At 61.8% G+C, this 16258-nt stretch carries 16 protein-coding genes and 1 pseudogene; 7 read left to right on the top strand and 10 right to left on the bottom strand.

Features of this window, described 5'->3' with window-relative positions; all coding sequences use genetic code 11:
* Nucleotides 1-147: 147 nt before the first annotated feature.
* Nucleotides 148-390: a hypothetical protein gene (locus BGO64_RS10410; RefSeq protein ID WP_039041018.1), complete on the top strand. Its 243-nt coding sequence runs from the start codon at nt 148-150 to the stop codon at nt 388-390.
* Between the two features lie 164 nt (nt 391-554).
* Nucleotides 555-1211, top strand: coding sequence for an OmpA family lipoprotein (locus BGO64_RS10405; RefSeq protein ID WP_010672405.1), 657 nt, complete (start codon nt 555-557; stop codon nt 1209-1211).
* A 145-nt stretch (nt 1212-1356) separates the two neighbouring features.
* Here the strand turns inward: BGO64_RS10405 and BGO64_RS10400 are convergent.
* The 3 genes and pseudogenes from BGO64_RS10400 to tusA all read right to left on the bottom strand — a co-directional run.
* Nucleotides 1357-1446, bottom strand: a pseudogene (locus tag BGO64_RS10400) (endoribonuclease L-PSP); the annotation flags it as partial.
* A 28-nt stretch (nt 1447-1474) separates the two neighbouring features.
* Nucleotides 1475-1822, bottom strand: coding sequence for a RidA family protein (locus tag BGO64_RS10395; RefSeq protein WP_128297086.1), 348 nt, complete (start codon nt 1820-1822; stop codon nt 1475-1477).
* A gap of 18 nt (nt 1823-1840) precedes the next feature.
* Nucleotides 1841-2086 carry a sulfurtransferase TusA gene (gene tusA / locus BGO64_RS10390; protein WP_005307416.1) on the bottom strand — a complete coding sequence of 82 codons (246 nt, stop codon included), beginning with the start codon at nt 2084-2086 and terminating at the stop codon, nt 1841-1843.
* A gap of 171 nt (nt 2087-2257) precedes the next feature.
* On the opposite strand from tusA, the gene BGO64_RS10385 reads away from it, so the two are divergent.
* Nucleotides 2258-2449: a hypothetical protein gene (locus tag BGO64_RS10385; RefSeq protein ID WP_010672410.1), complete on the top strand. Its 192-nt coding sequence runs from the start codon at nt 2258-2260 to the stop codon at nt 2447-2449.
* A gap of 44 nt (nt 2450-2493) precedes the next feature.
* Here the strand turns inward: BGO64_RS10385 and BGO64_RS10380 are convergent, their stop codons facing one another.
* From BGO64_RS10380 to BGO64_RS10355, 6 genes are all read right to left on the bottom strand, one after another.
* Nucleotides 2494-3750, bottom strand: a complete 1257-nt coding sequence (locus tag BGO64_RS10380; protein WP_045522564.1) for an ABC transporter substrate-binding protein — start codon at nt 3748-3750, stop codon at nt 2494-2496.
* 3 nt (nt 3751-3753) lie between these two features.
* Nucleotides 3754-5199 (bottom strand): ATP-binding protein, encoded by a 1446-nt coding sequence (locus BGO64_RS10375; protein WP_286700635.1) that lies wholly within the window; start codon nt 5197-5199, stop codon nt 3754-3756.
* A 113-nt stretch (nt 5200-5312) separates the two neighbouring features.
* Nucleotides 5313-6035: a response regulator gene (locus BGO64_RS10370; RefSeq protein WP_010672413.1), complete on the bottom strand. Its 723-nt coding sequence runs from the start codon at nt 6033-6035 to the stop codon at nt 5313-5315.
* A gap of 347 nt (nt 6036-6382) precedes the next feature.
* The gene (gene fadA / locus BGO64_RS10365; RefSeq protein ID WP_134997664.1) at nt 6383-7546 is read right to left on the bottom strand and encodes an acetyl-CoA C-acyltransferase FadA; all 1164 of its coding nucleotides are present in this window, start codon (nt 7544-7546) and stop codon (nt 6383-6385) included.
* 21 nt (nt 7547-7567) lie between these two features.
* A complete protein-coding gene (gene fadB, locus BGO64_RS10360) occupies nt 7568-9715 on the bottom strand; it encodes a fatty acid oxidation complex subunit alpha FadB (protein WP_286700634.1) in 2148 nt (715 codons plus the stop codon).
* A gap of 204 nt (nt 9716-9919) precedes the next feature.
* On the bottom strand, nt 9920-11857 hold the full coding sequence (locus tag BGO64_RS10355) for an acetoacetate--CoA ligase (RefSeq protein ID WP_286700633.1): 1938 nt from the start codon (nt 11855-11857) through the stop codon (nt 9920-9922).
* A 196-nt stretch (nt 11858-12053) separates the two neighbouring features.
* Here BGO64_RS10355 and pepQ point away from each other — a divergent pair, with 196 nt between their 5' ends.
* From pepQ to hemG, 4 genes are read left to right on the top strand one after another with little or no spacing between them, the layout of a single operon-like run.
* Nucleotides 12054-13376 carry a Xaa-Pro dipeptidase gene (pepQ, locus tag BGO64_RS10350; protein ID WP_113069255.1) on the top strand — a complete coding sequence of 441 codons (1323 nt, stop codon included), beginning with the start codon at nt 12054-12056 and terminating at the stop codon, nt 13374-13376.
* Nucleotides 13376-13993 carry a YigZ family protein gene (locus BGO64_RS10345; protein WP_010672418.1) on the top strand — a complete coding sequence of 206 codons (618 nt, stop codon included), beginning with the start codon at nt 13376-13378 and terminating at the stop codon, nt 13991-13993. The genes pepQ and BGO64_RS10345 overlap by 1 nt, the downstream gene beginning before the upstream one ends.
* Before the next feature lie 36 nt (nt 13994-14029).
* The gene (locus tag BGO64_RS10340) at nt 14030-15487 is read left to right on the top strand and encodes a TrkH family potassium uptake protein (RefSeq protein ID WP_201889080.1); all 1458 of its coding nucleotides are present in this window, start codon (nt 14030-14032) and stop codon (nt 15485-15487) included.
* A gap of 7 nt (nt 15488-15494) precedes the next feature.
* Nucleotides 15495-16019: a menaquinone-dependent protoporphyrinogen IX dehydrogenase gene (gene hemG / locus BGO64_RS10335; protein WP_029313439.1), complete on the top strand. Its 525-nt coding sequence runs from the start codon at nt 15495-15497 to the stop codon at nt 16017-16019.
* A 12-nt stretch (nt 16020-16031) separates the two neighbouring features.
* Here the strand turns inward: hemG and BGO64_RS10330 are convergent.
* On the bottom strand, nt 16032-16258 hold a 227-nt coding region (locus BGO64_RS10330), incomplete at its 5' end, for a hypothetical protein (protein ID WP_286700632.1).

Below are 16258 nucleotides of genomic sequence, written 5' to 3'. Positions count from 1 at the left end.
CACGAGGGGAAGCCGGCCCTGTGCAAGGAGGTCCGAGGCTGCACAAACGACGCCCCTGAGGGCCGAGTCTGCGCTACCGGGATCTTGCCCCTCCCCTATCATTGAAAGACGCCGGACCGGTTCAGGTTGTCTGGCGAAGGAGCCATCATGAAGAAGTCTGTATTGGCGCTGCTTGCCGCCACCGCCTTGCTGGCCGCCCTGCCTGCACAGGCCACCAAGCAGGCCCAGGAGCGCCGTGACGCCCGCGATGTGCGTCAGGATACCCGTCAGGAGTCCCGTGACGCGAAACAGGAGTGTCGTGAGGGGGTGGTGGGCAATGCCGACTGCCGCCAGGAGCATCGTGACAACAAGCAGGAGGGGCGAGACAAGGCCCGGGATATCAAATATTGATGCGGGCTCGTCCGAAGAGGGGCCTGCACCGGGTAAGTCGCTAGGGGCAGGGGGGCATGTTGCCCCCCTGCCCATCTTCGCAATGCGCGCGTCACACTCTGGCGCCTCTCTGGGTTAGAATGCGCGGCTATCGGCTAGAGTCGTTCTTTTTCAGAGGTTTTTTCATGCATTTCAAGAAACTGGTTCCTGCACTTGCCCTGACCGTCGCCATCACTGGCTGTACCACCAACCCCTATACCGGTGAATCCCAGACCTCCAAGGGCGCCTGGGGCGCGTTGGCGGGTGCGGCGACCGGCGCAGCCGTGGGGGCGCTCTCCTCCAGCAAGGGCGACCGCAAAAAGGGCATCCTGACTGGCGTCGCCGCCGGTGCGGCCCTGGGTGGTGGTATCGGTTACTACATGGATGTGCAGGAAGCCAAGCTGCGCGAGAAGCTGCAAGGCACCGGCGTCAGCGTGACCCGCAACGGTGATCAGCTGATCCTCAACATGCCGAACAACGTCACCTTCGACAGCTCCAGCGCCCAGCTGAAAGCCGCCGGTGCCAACACCCTGTCCGGCGTGGCCCTGGTGGTTGCCGAGTTCGACAAGACCCGTCTGAACGTGGTCGGTCACACCGATAGCACCGGCTCCCGCGAGCTGAACATGAAGCTCTCCCGGGATCGCGCCGATGCCGTCGCCGCCCAGCTGATCGGCCAGGGCGTGTCCGGCAGCCGCATCGCCATCAGCGGTGTGGGCCCGGATCAGCCGGTGGCCAGCAACAGCACCGCCGAAGGCAAGGCCCAGAACCGTCGGGTAACCATCACCCTGACCCCGACCGCCTAAGCGGCCTGCGTTGCAGTCATGAAAAAGGCCCCGCCAGTGATGGCGGGGCCTTTTGCTATCCGGCGTTGTGGGCAGTGGCGCCTTGTTCTTTGCTCCCTTCTCCCCTTGTGGGAGAAGGGGCGGGAATGAGGGGGATAACTGCCTATTAGATAGCCGCGGTCAGCTGCACTTCCACCTTGTAGCCCTCGTGGGCCAGACGGGCCTGTACACAGGCGCGCTCGGGGGCTGTGTCGGCATCAGGGGAGCCAGACATCCCGTTTTGCTTAGACAGCGGCTGTGAGCTGCACTTCTACCCTGTAGCCTTCGTGGGCCAGACGGGCCTGCACGCAGGCGCGGACCGGGGCTGTGCCGGCCGGGATCCAGGCATCCCACTGCGCGTTGAAGGCGGCGATGTCTTCAATGTCCTTGAGATAGATGTTGGCCATCAGGATCCTGTCGACGCCGGAACCGTTTGCTTCCAGCAGACGCTGCAGGCTTTCCAGCACTTCACGGGTCTGCTGGTGGATGTCGGCGGTCTCGGTGGCGGGCACTTCCACCACGTAGAGGGTGCCGTTGTGGATGACCACATCAGACCAGCGCTGGGTGGTCCCGATACGGGTAATGCTTGTCATGTTTGCTCCGGTACAGGGTTATTGACCCTTGCGGATCAGGTAGCGGTAAGGGGCCTGCTCAGTCTCGCTGGCGACCAGGGTATGGTCCATGAAGCGGCAGAAGCTGGGAATGTCACGGGTGGTGGAGGGGTCGTCGGCGCTGACCAGCAGGGTCTCCCCATCCGCCATCAGCCGCACTTTCTTGCGAACCATCATCACGGGTTCGGGGCAACGAAGCCCGATTGCGTCCAACTCGTGCGTTGCGTCGCAGAATAAAGCACTCATCAATAATCAACCTTCAACCAATTCGGCCAGCAATGATACTCACGGCGAAAAAATAATCAAACCACGGGGCGGTTATGCAGCATATGCTACCAAAATGTGAACCAGCTCTACCCAGGCTTCGCTCGATGAGTAATATAAAAATTGAACCATATTCAACAAGGAGGTGTGAATATGCAGGTCTCCTACGGCAGATTGCAAGCCTACGCAGGCATGGGGTTCTTGTCGTTCGCCATGATAGTGCTGGGCAGCCCGATCGGTAATACCGGTACCTGGTTCGGCTCCATGGTGATGATAGGCCTGGGGCTCTGGATCGAGCTCAGTGACTACTACGACGAGGATGAGGACGAGAACGATCCCTCCTGAGAGCCTGGCTCTCGGCACTCAAAGGCGGACGATGTCCGCCTTTGTCATTTCTGCTCCGCGCCTGAACGGGTCGAGCGCATGGCGCGCTCCAGCTGCTGTGCCGTCTGCTCGGGGTTGGCCCTGGCGTCGTTGAAGAAGCTGCTCAGCACATCCATGATCCCCTGGCGCATGTTGGTGGGCACCGCCATCCCCTCCGCCATGCTGGGCAGCAGGTTATCCTGTTGCTCGGCGTGGAGGAAGTCCTGATAGGAGCGGATGGCGCAGCGATCGAACTTGCTCATGTCCGGCTTGATGAGTGCCGGGATGGAGCCCTTCACCCGGTTGAACGCTTCCTGGAAGCGCGGTGTCATCAACAGCCTGGCCAGCTCGCCCTGGGCCTGCAACTGGGCGGGATCCCGCTGCTTGAACATGGCGATGGAGTCGAGGTTGTAGCTGAACAGCCCCTGGCTGCCCGGGCTTGGCAAGCACTCGATATCCTCGCCGGGGCGGTAGTTGCCTGCACTCAGCTCTCCCTTCACCCAGTCCCCCATCACCTGCATGGCGGCGCCGCCGCTCTCCAGCAGGTTGGTGGCCTGGTGCCATTTCAGGCCAGCGTATTTCTCGGGCACATAAGCGCGCAACTGCTGGAAGCGGGTCAGCACCCGCACCATGTCGGGGCCGGTCAGGGTGGCGCTGTCCTGTTCGAGGAAGGCCTTGCGATAAAAGGTCTTGCCCCCTTCGCCGAGGGCCACCGTTTCGAACAGCACCGCGATCTGCCAGGGTTCGTTACCGATGGCGAGGGGGGTGATGCCCTTCTCCTTGAGCTTGTCCGCCACCGCCACGAATTGGGCCCAGTCGGTGGGGGGCTTGAGCCCCTGTTGCTCGAATACCTTGCGGTTGAGCCACAGCCAGTTGACCCGGTGGATGCCGGTGGGGACCGCCATCAGGGCGCCGTTCTGGCTGAGTGTGTCGCGCACCATGGGGGGCAGCTGAGGGTACCAGCCGAGGTGCTCGGCCATGGGGGTGAGATCGCGCAGAAAGCCCAGGCTGCCCCACTCGTGCAGCTCGAACCCCTTGAGGTGGGCTGCCTCCGGCGGGTTTGCCGCCAGGGCCCGGCTCTTGAGCACCGTCATGGCGCTCTTGCCGCCCCCCCCCTGTACCGCGAAGTCGTTCCACTGGTTGCCCTGTTCGGCCCACTCGGACTTGAGCACTTCCACGGCCCTGGCCTCGCCGCCGGAGGTCCACCAGTGCAATACCTCCACCTGGGAGGCACAAACGGGCAGGGAGAGCAGGGCGATGACAGAAAAAGACAACCACTTCATACATTACTGCCTTGGTAGGGAGAGGGTGGCCTGCAGGCCGCCCTGGGGGCGATTTTCCAGCACCAGGTCGCCGCCGTGGGCGTGGGCTATGTTGCGGGCGATGCCAAGGCCCAGCCCGGTGCCAGCGGCATCGGTGCTGAGGCGGTAGTAGGGCTCGAAGATGCGCTCGAACTGATCGTCCGGCAGACCGGGCCCCTCGTCCATGATGAAGAGGATCAGCATCTCCTCGTCATCCATGATGATGATGCGCACCTTCTGGCCGTACTTGATGCCGTTGTCCACCAGGTTGCCGATGCAGCGCTTGAGGGCCAGCAGCTTGCCGCGATAGGGCCACTTGCAGTGGCCCTCGATGGTGAGCAGATCCTCGTGCAGGTTCATGGCCTCCGCCATCTGCTCCAGCAGGGCGTTGACGTCGATCTGCTCGAGGTTCTCGTGAATGTCCGTCTCTTTGACCGTCTGCAGCGCCCCTTTGACCATCAGCTCCAGCTCGTCCAGGTCCTTGTTGAACTTGGCGATCTGCACCTCGTCGTCCAGCAGTTCGACCCGCAGTCGCAGCCGGGTGATGGGGGTCTTGAGGTCGTGGGAGATGGAGCTGAAGAGGCGCTCCCGATCGTCGATGAAGCGGCGAATGCGCTGCTGCATGATGTTGAAGGCGCGGGTCGCCGCCACGATTTCGGAGGCACCCTCCTCTTTGAGGGACGGTTGGTCGATGTCCTTGCCGAGGTTGACCGCCGCCTTGGCGAGGCGACGCAGGGGGCGGGTCTGCCAGCGCACCAGCATGAAGGTGAAGAAGCAGAGGAAGACCGTCATCAGGGCGATGAAACGCACCTGGTTGCTCGGCATCACGGTGTCATCCAGCGTCATGTAGGGGGCGGGCAGCAGGGCCGCCAGATAGAGCCACTCCCCCGGTTCTATCTCGATCTGGGTCACCAGCACCGGCGGATTGATGGGCTCCAGCGACAGTGTGTAGCGGGCCCAGGAGGAGGGGAGATCCGCCAGCAGGGTGTCGTTGTTGAAGACGTGCAGCTCCTCGGGGTGGGAGAAGTCCACCTTGATCGCCATGGCGTCGGAGAGTTTGCGGCTGAGCACCTCCTGCACCTCTTTGAGCACCAGCGTCTTGCGCTCGCTGTCGGGGATGGCGCTGATGTGGATCTCTTCCTCGTTCAGGGAGACGAAGAAGCGGCTGCCCCCCATGTTGCGCAGCTGATCCAGGGCAATGTGGCGGTATTGCAGGGGCAGGGACTTGAAGAAGTTGACGGTGGAAGCCGCCGACAGCGCCAGGTTGCGGGTGGTGCTGAGCATGCCCTCCAGCTCCCGCTTCTGGATCTGCTGCATCCAGATGCCAGTGAGGATGGTCTGGGAGAGCAGGATGGCGAGCAGCAACAGCAGCAGCATCCGCGACAGCAGGGAGCGGGGCACCAGGGCCCGCCAGAACTTCTGCCCCGTCATGGCAGCGTGTGTCTCTTGTCGATCAGCATGGGGTGCTTACCTCTGTGCCTTGCCGTTGCCCCGTCATGGGTCTCTCTTCTGCCCGTTCAAGGTCTCGCCGTAGCGTCTGTCTGTTACGGGATCTCGTGGACTTCGGCGATCAGCATGTAGCCGCTGCCGCGAATGGTCTTGATGATGCGCGGGCTCTTGCCGTTGTCACCCAGCTTCTGGCGCAGGCGGCTGATCTGCACATCGATGCCGCGCTCCATCGGCAGGCTCTCGCGACCGCGGGTGGCGTCCGAGATGGTATCCCGGTCCAGGACCACGCCGGGCTGTTGCAGGAACATGCCGAGCAGCAGGGCATCGCTGCCGGAGAGATCCAGCAGGCTGCCATCTTCGTGGGTCAGCTGGTGGCTCAGGGTGTCCAGGGTCCACTCGGCGAAGCGCAGCCGACGGCTCGGTTCCTTCTCTTTCTCCGGCTGGCGGAATTCGGCGCGGCGCAGCAGCGCCTTGATGCGGGCCTGCAGTTCGCGCGGGCTGAACGGCTTGGCGATGTAGTCGTCGGCGCCAAGTTCCAGCCCAATTACCCGGTCAGCCTCGTCGGAGGCGGCGGTCAGCATGATGATGGGTACCTGGGAGTCGCGGCGGATCTGCTGGCAGAGGGTAAAGCCGTCGTCGCCGGGCATCATGATGTCCAGAATGATGAGGTCCGGGCTGTGCTGGGCCAGTTGTTGGCGCATCTCGTTCCCTTCAGCAGCGGTCAGTACCTCGAAACCGGCCCGGGTCAGGTACTCGTTGAGCAGCTCGCGGATCTCCCGATCGTCGTCGACGATAAGCAGTTGTTTGCTCGTTGACATATGTATGTGCATCCACCCATTTTTTTGTGCAGATTGAACCTGTCGGGGGAGCAAAAAGCAAGCAAGCCCCCCCTCTAATGTGAAGTTATGGGCAATATAGCCTCAGGATTGGCCCCGATCGCGGGAAAAGAATAAAAAAGGCCGACCCAAACGGGCCGGCCAACACGCAGATTCCGACGGCAGGAGCGCACCCCGTGTGGCGCGTTCCACAGACTCGACAGCAGGGTCGGCAGGCCGACCCGGTATTCGTGATGGGGCCGCTGTGCCGGGAAGCAGGGCCGCCTTCTGTCTGTTGTTGCCGCCCCGAGGCGGCGTCCCTGACCGGTGAGCAGTCAGGGGCGATTCACTTACACCCGTTCGAACACGGTGGCGATGCCCTGACCCAGGCCGATGCACATGGTGGCGACTCCCAGGGTGGCGTCCTTCTCTTCCATCAGGTTGATCAGGGTGGTGGAGATGCGGGCACCGGAGCAGCCGAGCGGGTGACCCAGGGCGATGGCGCCACCGTTGAGGTTCACCTTCTCATCCACCAGGTCTTGCAGACCCAGATCCTTCACGCAGGGGAGGGACTGGGCGGCAAACGCCTCGTTCAGCTCGAAGAGGTCGATGTCGCCGACGGTCAGCCCGGCTCGCTTGAGCGCTTTCTGGGTGGCCGGCACCGGGCCGTAACCCATGATGGCGGCGTCACAGCCGGCGATGGCCATGGCGCGCACCCTGGCGCGGGGCGTGAGGCCGAGGGCCTTGGCGCGATCCGCACTCATCACCAGCATGGCGGCGGCGCCATCGGACAGGGCCGAGGAGGTGCCGGCGGTGACGGTACCGTTGACCGGGTCGAACACCGGGCGCAGCTGGCTCAGCGTATCGACCGTGGTCTCGGGGCGGATCACCTCGTCATAGTCGTAGAAGAAGCGGGCGCCGCTGGCGTCGTGCCCTTCCAGCCCGACGATCTCCTTGGCAAAACGCCCTTCCACGGTGGCGGCGTGGGCACGGCGGTGGGAGCGGGCGGCAAACTCGTCCTGCTGTTGACGGCTGATGCCGTGCAGCTTGCCGAGCATCTCGGCGGTCAGCCCCATCATGCCGGAGGCTTTCGCCACCGACTTGGCCATGCCGGGGTGAAAGTCCACCCCGTGGCTCATGGGCACGTGGCCCATGTGCTCGACGCCGCCGATGATGAAGATATCCCCATCACCTACCTGAATGGCGCGAGAGGCATCGTGCAGCGCCTGCATACTGGAGCCGCACAGGCGGTTGACGGTGACCGCCCCCACCTGCTTGGGAATGCCGGCCAGCAGGGCGGCGTTGCGGGCGATGTTGAAGCCCTGCTCCAGGGTCTGCTGCACGCAGCCCCAGTAGATATCCTCGATCTCGTTCGGGTCGAGGTTGGGGTTGCGCAGCAGGATGGATTTCATCAGGTGCGCGGACAAGTCTTCTGCACGCACGTTGCGGAAGGCGCCGCCCTTGGACCGGCCCATCGGGGTCCGGATACAGTCGACAATGACTACGTCTTTCATGAATGGATCTCCTTTCCGCAATCAGTAGAAGGTTTTGCCCTGGGCGGCCATCTCACGCAAGCGGTCGCTGACGCGGTAGAGCGGGCCCAAGTCGGCATACTGGTCGGCCATGGCCACGTAGCGATCCAGACCTATGGTGTCCAGATAGCGGAACACGCCGCCGCGGAAGGGAGGGAAGCCCAGACCGTAGACCAGCGCGATGTCGGCTTCGGCTGGCGTGGCGACAATGCCCTCTTCCAGGCAGAGCACCACCTCGTTGATCATCGGGATCATCATGCGAGCGATAATGGCTTCCTTGTCAAAGTCCTGCTTCGGCTTGGCGATGGGGGCCAGCAGCTCGTAGCTGGCTGCGTCGGCCACCTTCTTCGGCTTGCCCTTCTTGTCCTGCTCGTAGGCGTAGAAGCCCTTGCCGTTCTTCTGACCGAAGCGGCTGGCGTCATACATTACGTCGATGGCGGTACGACCTTCCTTGCTCATGCGCGCCGGGAAGCCTTGCGCCATCACGTCACCGGCGTGGTGGCCGGTGTCGATGCCGACCACATCCAGCAGGTAGGCAGGGCCCATGGGCCAGCCGAACTCCTTCTCCATCACCTTGTCGACGGCGGCGAAGTCGGCGCCATCGGCGACCAGCTTGTTGAAGCCGAAGAAGTAGGGGAACAGCACGCGGTTCACGAAGAAGCCGGGGCAGTCATTGACCACGACCGGGGACTTGCCCATGGCGGCGGCGTAGGCCACCACGCGGTTGATGGTTTCATCGGAAGTTTGCTCGCCGCGGATGATCTCCACCAGTGGCATGCGGTGCACCGGGTTGAAGAAGTGCATGCCGCAGAAATTCTCGGGGCGCTTCAGTCCCTTGGCCAGCAGGGAGATGGGGATGGTGGAGGTGTTGCTGGCGAGCACGGCGTCTTCGCCGATCACGCCTTCCACTTCACTCAGCACGGCCGCCTTCACTTTCGGGTTCTCGACCACGGCTTCGACCACCACGTCCACATGCTTGACGTTGTCATAGCTCAGGGTCGGCGTGATGGCGGAGAGCACCTGGCCCATCTTGATGCCGTCGATGCGACCGCGCTCGAGCTGGCCGTTGAGCAGCTTGGTGGCCTCATTCATGCCAAGTGCCAGCGCCTTCTCGTTGATGTCCTTCATCACCGCCGGGATGCCTTTGCTGGCAGACTGGTAGGCGATGCCGCCCCCCATGATGCCGGCACCCAGCACGGCGGCATGGCCGGTGGCCTTGTTTGCCTGCTTGGCGGCCTTCTTGGCCAGCGCCTTGATGTGTTGATCGTTGAGGAAGATACCGACCAGCGCCTTGGCCACGTCGGTTTTCGCCAGCTTGATGAAGGTGGCGGCCTCGGCGGCCAGCGCCTCGTCACGGCCCATGCCGGCGGCGGCTTCCACCGTCTTCACAGCGGCCATGGGGGCCGGATAGTGTTTGCCCGCCACGGCGGCAACCATGCCGGCGGCGGTGGTGAAGCTCATCATGGCTTCCAGTTTGGAGAGGCGCAGCGGGGCTTTCTTGGCGGCGCGGCGGCCCTGCCAGTCCAGCTTGCCTTTGATCGCGTCCTTGATCATCTGCAGCGCAGCGCTCTGCAGCGCGTCCGGGGCGACAACGGCATCGATGGCACCCACCTTGAGGGCGTCATCGGCACGGTAATCCTTGCCGGTGGTGATCCACTCCAGCGCGTTGTCGGCCCCGATCACCCGCGGAAGACGGACGGTGCCGCCAAAGCCCGGCATGATGCCGAGTTTGGTCTCGGGCAGGCCGATTTTGGCTGTGGTATCAGCCAGGCGGAAATCGGTGGAGAGTATCGTCTCGCAGCCGCCACCCAGGGCGTGACCTTTGATGGCGGAGAGGGTGGGCACCGGCAGATCTTCGATGGCGCTGAAGATGTCGTTGGCCTTCTTCAGCCAGCCGAGCAGGTCTTCTTGCGGCAGATCGAACAGTTCCAGGAATTCGGTGATGTCGGCGCCGACGATGAAAGCGTCTTTGCCGGAGGTGAGGATCAGACCCTTCAAATCGGCTTGTTGCTGTAATGCGGCGATCGCTTCGCTCAGGGAGAGCAGGGTAGCGCGATCCAGCTTGTTGACTGAACCCGGGGCATCGAACCTCAGCTCGGCAATGCCGTCTTCGAGGTAGCTGACCGTCAGGGTTTCGCCTTGGTAGATCATGAGAGTGTCTCCTTGTTCCCACTCTGTGGGGAATGGTGCTCCTTTATCCCCAGCAGGGGGCGAGGCTCACTATTGATCCAAAAGGAGACATTTTCAACACCTATTTAAAACATTTGTTTAACAGTTATCGAGTAAAAGCTCTTCATCACAAAACGGGCAAAAAAGAGGCGCCTTGCGGCGCCTCCGATGGAGATGAGCGTGGTATCAACTGGCCAGTTCCGGCCGGTTGCGATACTGGTTCAAGACCTCGGGATCGGCGAGGGCGTGGGTGTTGTTGACGGGGCGGTTGTGCACCACTTCCCGCACCGCCAGCTCCACTATCTTGCCGGACTTGGTGCGGGGGATGGCATCCACCTGCAGGATGCGGGCAGGCACATGACGGGCGGTGCAGTGCCGCTTGATCTGCTGGCAAATCCGCTCACGCAGTCCGCCGTCCAGCTTGCAACCCGCCTTGAGCTTGACGAACAGCACCACCCGCTCGTCCTGTTTCCATTGCTGGCCGATGACGATGCTCTCTTCCACCTCGTCGAGTTGTTCCACATAGCGGTAGATCTCGCTGGTGCCGATGCGCACGCCGCCCGGGTTGAGGGTCGCGTCGGAGCGGCCGTAGAACAGGATGCCGCCGGTCGGGGTCAGCTCGATCCAGTCCCCGTGGCACCAGATGTTGTCGAACCGCTCGAAGTAGGCGGCGTGGTATTTGTCACCGTTCTCGTCCCCCCAGAAGTAGATGGGCTGGGCCGGGAAAGGCTTGGTGCAGACCAACTCGCCCTTTTCCCCCAGCACCGGCTGGCCCGCCTCGTTGAACACCTGCACCGCGAGACCAAGGCCGCGCCCCTGGCTCTCGCCGCGATAGACGGGACTCAAGGGGTTGCCGATGACGAAGCAGGAGCAGATGTCGGTGCCGCCAGAGATGGAGCTGAGCTGCACATCCTGCTTTATCTGCTGGTAAACGTAGTCAAACCCCTCCGGCGACAGCACGGAGCCGGTGCTGCAGATCAGCCGCAAGTGCGGCAAGTCGTGGGTCTTGATGGGGGCATAACCCTGCTTGTGCAGCGCATCGAGATACTTGGCCGAGGTGCCGAACAGGGCGACCTCTTCGTCCCGTGCCAGATCCCACAGCACGTTGCCATCCGGGTAGAAGGGGGAACCATCGTAGAGCACCAGGGTGGCGCCGGAGGCGAGGGCGCTCACCAGCCAGTTCCACATCATCCAGCCACAGGTGGTGAAGTAGAAGATGCGTTCCCCCGGCTTGATGTCGCAGTGCAACTGGTGCTCTTTCAGGTGTTGCAGCAGGGTGCCGCCAATGCCGTGCACGATGCACTTGGGTTTGCCGGTGGTGCCGGAGGAGTAGAGGATGTAGAGCGGATCGTTGAAAGCCATGGGTTCGAACTGGAGGCTGGCGTCCGGCTGGCTCGCCAGCAATTGCTGCCAGTTGTGACCAAGCTGCAGCGGGTTGCCGAGCAGGGGGATCATCACCGTCTGCTCTAGGCTGTCGAGCTGACCGACGACGCTGGCCACCTTGTCCTGAATGTCGATGGCCTTGCCGCCGTAGCGGTAGCCATCCACCGCGAACAGCACCCTGGGACGGGTCTGGCCGAAGCGCTCCACCACGCTGGCCTCGCCAAAATCGGGACTGGTGGAGGTCCAGATCGCGCCGAGGCTGGTGGTTGCCAGCATGGCCACCACGGTTTCCGGGATATTGGGCAGGTAGGCTGCGACCACATCACCCCGGCCTATGCCCTGGCTGCGAAGCCACTGGGCCAGGCGGGCGACCTGATCTGCCAGCTCATGCCAGCTCAGGGTCCGGCTTGGGCCCCCTTCGATGCGGGAGATGATGGCCGGGCTCTCATCCTGACGGCGCAGCAGGTTCTCGGCGAAGTTGAGCTGGCTGTCGGGGAACCAGCGGGCGCGCTGCATATCCTGGCGGTTCTCCGCCACAATGTTGCCAAGCTCGCCCTTGACACCGCAGTGCTGCCACACCAGGGGCCAGAAGCGGGTAGTCTTCTCCACCGACCATTGATACAGGTCGGTATAGCTGCGCAGTTGCAGGCCATGGAAGTGATTGACCTCGGCCATGAACTGGTGGAGGTTGGAGTGCTGCATCCTGTCCTGATCCGGTGTCCACAGACAAAGGTTTTGCATGAGTCGTTCCTGACGGCTGATATCTACTGTCTGTGGGCAGTGTATTGAATTGTTCTTTGTTTGTTAATTGTCTGTTTTATCTTCATAACAAAAAGCCTGTAACCTATGCGTTACCTCACGAAGCGAAAGCCGGGTGGCTCGAGCCTTGATTCGCTTGATGTTATGCTGAAGTCACATTCGCCCGGAGCAGGACGCCATGAGCAGTTACAGCCAACTTTTTGCCCAGCATCTCGACACCCTTCAGCAGCGTACCCGCGACATCCTGCAACAACAGGGTCTTGGCGGTCTCGCTATCCACTCCGGCCAGACTCATCGTATCTTCCTCGATGACCAGGATTATCCCTTCAAGGTGAATCCCCAGTTCAAGGCCTGGCTGCCGGTGCTGGACAACCCTCACTGCTGGTTGCTGGTGGATGGTGTGAGCAAGCCGGTGCTGCTGTTCTACCGGCCGGTGGACTTCTGGCACAAGGTGGCGGAGCTGCCCAACGCCTTCTGGGTCGACTTCTTCGACATTCGCTTCCTGACTCGCCCGGAGCAGGTTGCCGATCACCTGCCGGCCAACAAGCAGGAGTGGGCCTATCTGGGCGGCCATCTGGAAGTGGCCGAGCTGCTGGGACTGGGCCAGCCCAATCCGGAGGCGGTCCTCAACTACCTGCACTACCACCGTGCCTACAAGACCCCCTATGAGCTGGAATGTCTTCGCGATGCCAACCGCATCGGCGTGCGCGGCCACATCGCGGCCAAGGACTCCTTCATGGCGGGGGCGAGCGAGTTCGAGATCAACCTGGCCTACATGAAGGCGGTTGGACAGGGGGCCAATGAGGCGCCCTACGGCAACATTGTTGCCATCAACCGCAATGCGGCCATCCTGCACTACACCCATCTCTCCACCCAGCGGGTGCCCGATGCGGAGCGGTACTCCTTCCTCATCGATGCCGGAGTGGACGTGCACGGTTATGCCTCCGACATTACCCGGACTTGGGCCTGGCGCCGCGGTGAGTTCGCCGATCTGATTGCTGCGCTGGATGCACAGCAACAGGAGATCATCGACGAGATCAAGCCGGGCCGCCGCTACAGCGAGCTGCACCTGCAGATGCACCACAGGCTGGCGCGCCTGCTGCAAGCCACCGAACTGGTAGACATGTCGGTGGACGAGATGATCCATACCGGGGTGACCAATGTCTTCTTCCCCCACGGTCTCGGCCACTTCCTCGGCCTGCAGGTACACGATGCCGGCGGCTTCATGCAGGATGAGCGCGGCACCCACCTGGCGGCCCCCGAGCAGTTCCCCTATCTGCGCTGCACCCGGGTGATCGAAGTGGGTCAGGTCTTCACCATAGAGCCCGGCCTCTACTTCATCGACAGCCTGCTGGAGCCGCTGCGCCAGGGTGAGCAGGGCAAGCGGGTCAACTGGAACAAGGTGGAGGCGCTGCGTCCCTATGGTGGCATTCGCATCGAGGACAACGTGGTGCTGCATGCCAACGGGGTGGAGAACCTGACCAGACAAGCAGGGCTCTGATGGCGACGGATTACCCCATACCGGCAGCCCCACTGGAGGTGAGCGAAGAGATCAAGAAGAGCCGCTTCATTACCTATATTGCCCACACTCCGACCGTCGAGGCCGCCAAGGCCTGGATAGACGAGATCAAACAGCAACACCCGGGAGCCCGGCATCACTGCTGGGCTTTTGTCGCCGGCGCCCCCCAAGACAGCCAGGTTTATGGTTTCAGTGATGATGGCGAACCCTCGGGCACGGCGGGCAAGCCCATGCTGGCCCAGTTGATGGGGGCTGGTCTGGGTGAAGTCGCCGCCGTGGTGGTGCGCTATTACGGTGGCGTGCTGCTGGGGACCGGTGGCCTAGTCAAGGCCTATGGTGGTGGTGTGGGGGCAGCACTCAAGCAACTTGAAACCTGTATCAAGCGTCAGCTGACCTCTTCCGTGATCCAGTGTGACTACACCGACATGGGGGCCGTGGAGTCCCTCATCTCTGCCCATCAAGGGCAGTTGCTGGTGGCCGATTATGGTGCCAGCGTCACCCTTCAGGTAGCGTGGGAGTCTGCGCTCTGGGCCCGTATCGCACAGGAATTGACCGACCGGACCCAGGGTCGGGTATCCCTTCGTCCCTTAGATGGCTAGAATCCATCGCTCTTTTAGTCTGAAGAGGGAGCCGGAATGCAGATTCTGAGCATCATTCGTATCGTCGGTCTGCTGGTTGCCCTGTTCAGCTCGACCATGCTGCTGCCCGCGATGGTCGCTTTTGGGTATCGTGATGGCGGTGGTACCGAGTTCGTCAACTCCTTCGTCATAGCCCTCCTGCTCGGCCTCCTGCTCTGGTTTCCCAACCGCCATCAGAAAAAGGAACTCAGGTCCAAGGAAGGCTTCCTCATCGTGGTGCTGTTCTGGGTGGTGCTGGGGAGCGTGGGTGCCGTCCCCTTCATCATCAGCGACACGCCTGACATGTCGGTCTCGGAGGCATTTTTCGAGTCGTTTTCCGGCCTGACCACCACGGGTGCAACGGTGCTGACCGGGCTGGACAATCTGCCCAAGGCGTTTCTGTTCTATCGCCAGCTGCTGCAATGGCTTGGTGGCATGGGGATCATCGTGCTGGCGGTGGCCGTGCTACCACTGCTGGGTATCGGGGGCATGCAGCTCTATCGCGCCGAGATCCCGGGGCCCGTCAAGGACAACAAGGTGACCCCGCGCATCGCCGAGACGGCCAAGGCGCTCTGGTTCATCTATCTGTTGCTGACCTCTCTCTGCGCTCTCGCGTACTGGATGGCGGGAATGACGTTGTTCGATGCCATCTGCCACTCCTTCTCCACCTTGTCTGTGGGGGGGTTCTCGACCCACGACGCCAGCATCGGATTCTTCGACAGCCCGGCCATCAACCTGATCACAGTGGTGTTCCTGTTGCTGGCGAGCGTCAACTTCGCACTTCACTTCATGGTGTTTGCCCACAAGCCGGTGCGCGTGAGCAGTTATCTGCGTGACTCCGAGCTCAAGGTGTTTCTGAGCATCCAGTGCGTGCTGGTGCTGATCTGTTTCGTCTCTCTGCTGTTCCACGGCCACTACGATACCTGGCAGGATGCACTCAACCATGGCCTGTTCCAGGCGGTGTCTCTGGGCACGACCACGGGGTACAGCACCACCAGCTATGCGGATTGGCCCTCCTTCCTGCCCATGCTGTTGATGTTCTCTGCCTTCATCGGCTGTTGTGCCGGCAGTACTGGGGGGGGCATCAAGGTGATGCGTTTCATGATCCTGTTCCTGCAGGGGATGCGTGAACTCAAACGGCTGGTGCATCCGCGGGCCATTTACACCCTGAAGCTGGGACGCCGCGCCGTACCGGAACGGATCGTGGAAGCGGTCTGGGGCTACTTTGCCACCTACATCATTCTGTTCTTCATCTTCATGCTGTTGCTGCTGATGACGGGGCTGAACGAAGTGACGGCCTTCTCCGCCGTGGCTGCGGCATTCACCAACGTGGGGCCGGGTCTGGGGGAGGTGTCGGCCAACTTCGGCAATATCTCGGCCACTGCACAGTGGATATTAATCGTGGCCATGTTGTTTGGTCGATTGGAAATCTTCACACTTCTGGTACTGTTTACTCCTGCATTCTGGCGTAGTTGAGGTTGGTATGGACAAGATTTTGGTGCTTTATTCTTCCCGGGACGGGCAAACGCGGAAAATCGTGGATGTCATGCTGGAGGAAATATCAGGATGCGAAGTGGTGATGCACGACCTGCACACCCTGCCCATGTGCAACCTCAGCAAGTATGCCAAGGTGTTGATTGGCGCTTCCATTCGCTACGGTAACTTCCACCCCAGCCTGCTCAGCTTCATACACGCACATCATGAACAGCTGGAAGTAGCCAATGCGGCGTTCTTCTGCGTGAACCTGACGGCACGCAAGCCCGAGAAGCAGACGCCGCAGACCAACGCCTACATGAAGAAGTTTCTGCGCCTCTCTCCCTGGAAGCCCAAAACTCTGGGGGTGTTTGCCGGGGCATTGCAGTACTCCCGTTACAACTGGTGGCAGACCCGCATCATCCAGTTGATCATGAAGATCACCGGGGGCAGCACGGATACCAGCAAGGATCTGGAATTCACCGACTGGGACAAGGTGCGCGGCTTTGCCCGTGAGTTTTGGTCAAAAAAGTAACAGTGACGTCATTTAGAGCGGCCAGAGCCCTGCGTAAGCAGGGCTTTTTGTTTGATAAGTAGGCGTTCGAGCCACAAATCGGTAAAAAGGACTATTTTTCGCAAAATAGCCCTTGTCATCACGGCGCGGCTCCCTATAATGCGCCCCTACCAGCACGGCGGACCACGCCGAACTGATGAGCTCGCTTCCTTGTGAAGCCAGCGCCGAAAGAAAAGCGAAAACAACCGCTTGACTTTCGA

Origin of the sequence: Aeromonas sp. 62-46 (assembly GCF_001898585.1) — a bacterium.
GTDB lineage: Bacteria > Pseudomonadota > Gammaproteobacteria > Enterobacterales > Aeromonadaceae > Aeromonas > Aeromonas caviae.
Note: the sequence above shows the minus strand (reverse complement) of the source record. Positions and strands in the feature narration are given on the sequence as shown.

Coding starts and splice junctions, on each gene's coding strand:
- BGO64_RS10410 (WP_039041018.1), top strand. CDS start 148: ATGAAGAAGTCTGTATTGGCGCTGCTTGCCGCCACCGCCTTGCTGGCC.
- BGO64_RS10405 (WP_010672405.1), top strand. CDS start 555: ATGCATTTCAAGAAACTGGTTCCTGCACTTGCCCTGACCGTCGCCATC.
- BGO64_RS10395 (WP_128297086.1), bottom strand. CDS start 1,822: ATGACAAGCATTACCCGTATCGGGACCACCCAGCGCTGGTCTGATGTG.
- tusA (WP_005307416.1), bottom strand. CDS start 2,086: ATGAGTGCTTTATTCTGCGACGCAACGCACGAGTTGGACGCAATCGGG.
- BGO64_RS10385 (WP_010672410.1), top strand. CDS start 2,258: ATGCAGGTCTCCTACGGCAGATTGCAAGCCTACGCAGGCATGGGGTTC.
- BGO64_RS10380 (WP_045522564.1), bottom strand. CDS start 3,750: ATGAAGTGGTTGTCTTTTTCTGTCATCGCCCTGCTCTCCCTGCCCGTT.
- BGO64_RS10375 (WP_286700635.1), bottom strand. CDS start 5,199: ATGACGGGGCAGAAGTTCTGGCGGGCCCTGGTGCCCCGCTCCCTGCTG.
- BGO64_RS10370 (WP_010672413.1), bottom strand. CDS start 6,035: ATGTCAACGAGCAAACAACTGCTTATCGTCGACGACGATCGGGAGATC.
- fadA (WP_134997664.1), bottom strand. CDS start 7,546: ATGAAAGACGTAGTCATTGTCGACTGTATCCGGACCCCGATGGGCCGG.
- fadB (WP_286700634.1), bottom strand. CDS start 9,715: ATGATCTACCAAGGCGAAACCCTGACGGTCAGCTACCTCGAAGACGGC.
- BGO64_RS10355 (WP_286700633.1), bottom strand. CDS start 11,857: ATGCAAAACCTTTGTCTGTGGACACCGGATCAGGACAGGATGCAGCAC.
- pepQ (WP_113069255.1), top strand. CDS start 12,054: ATGAGCAGTTACAGCCAACTTTTTGCCCAGCATCTCGACACCCTTCAG.
- BGO64_RS10345 (WP_010672418.1), top strand. CDS start 13,376: ATGGCGACGGATTACCCCATACCGGCAGCCCCACTGGAGGTGAGCGAA.
- BGO64_RS10340 (WP_201889080.1), top strand. CDS start 14,030: ATGCAGATTCTGAGCATCATTCGTATCGTCGGTCTGCTGGTTGCCCTG.
- hemG (WP_029313439.1), top strand. CDS start 15,495: ATGGACAAGATTTTGGTGCTTTATTCTTCCCGGGACGGGCAAACGCGG.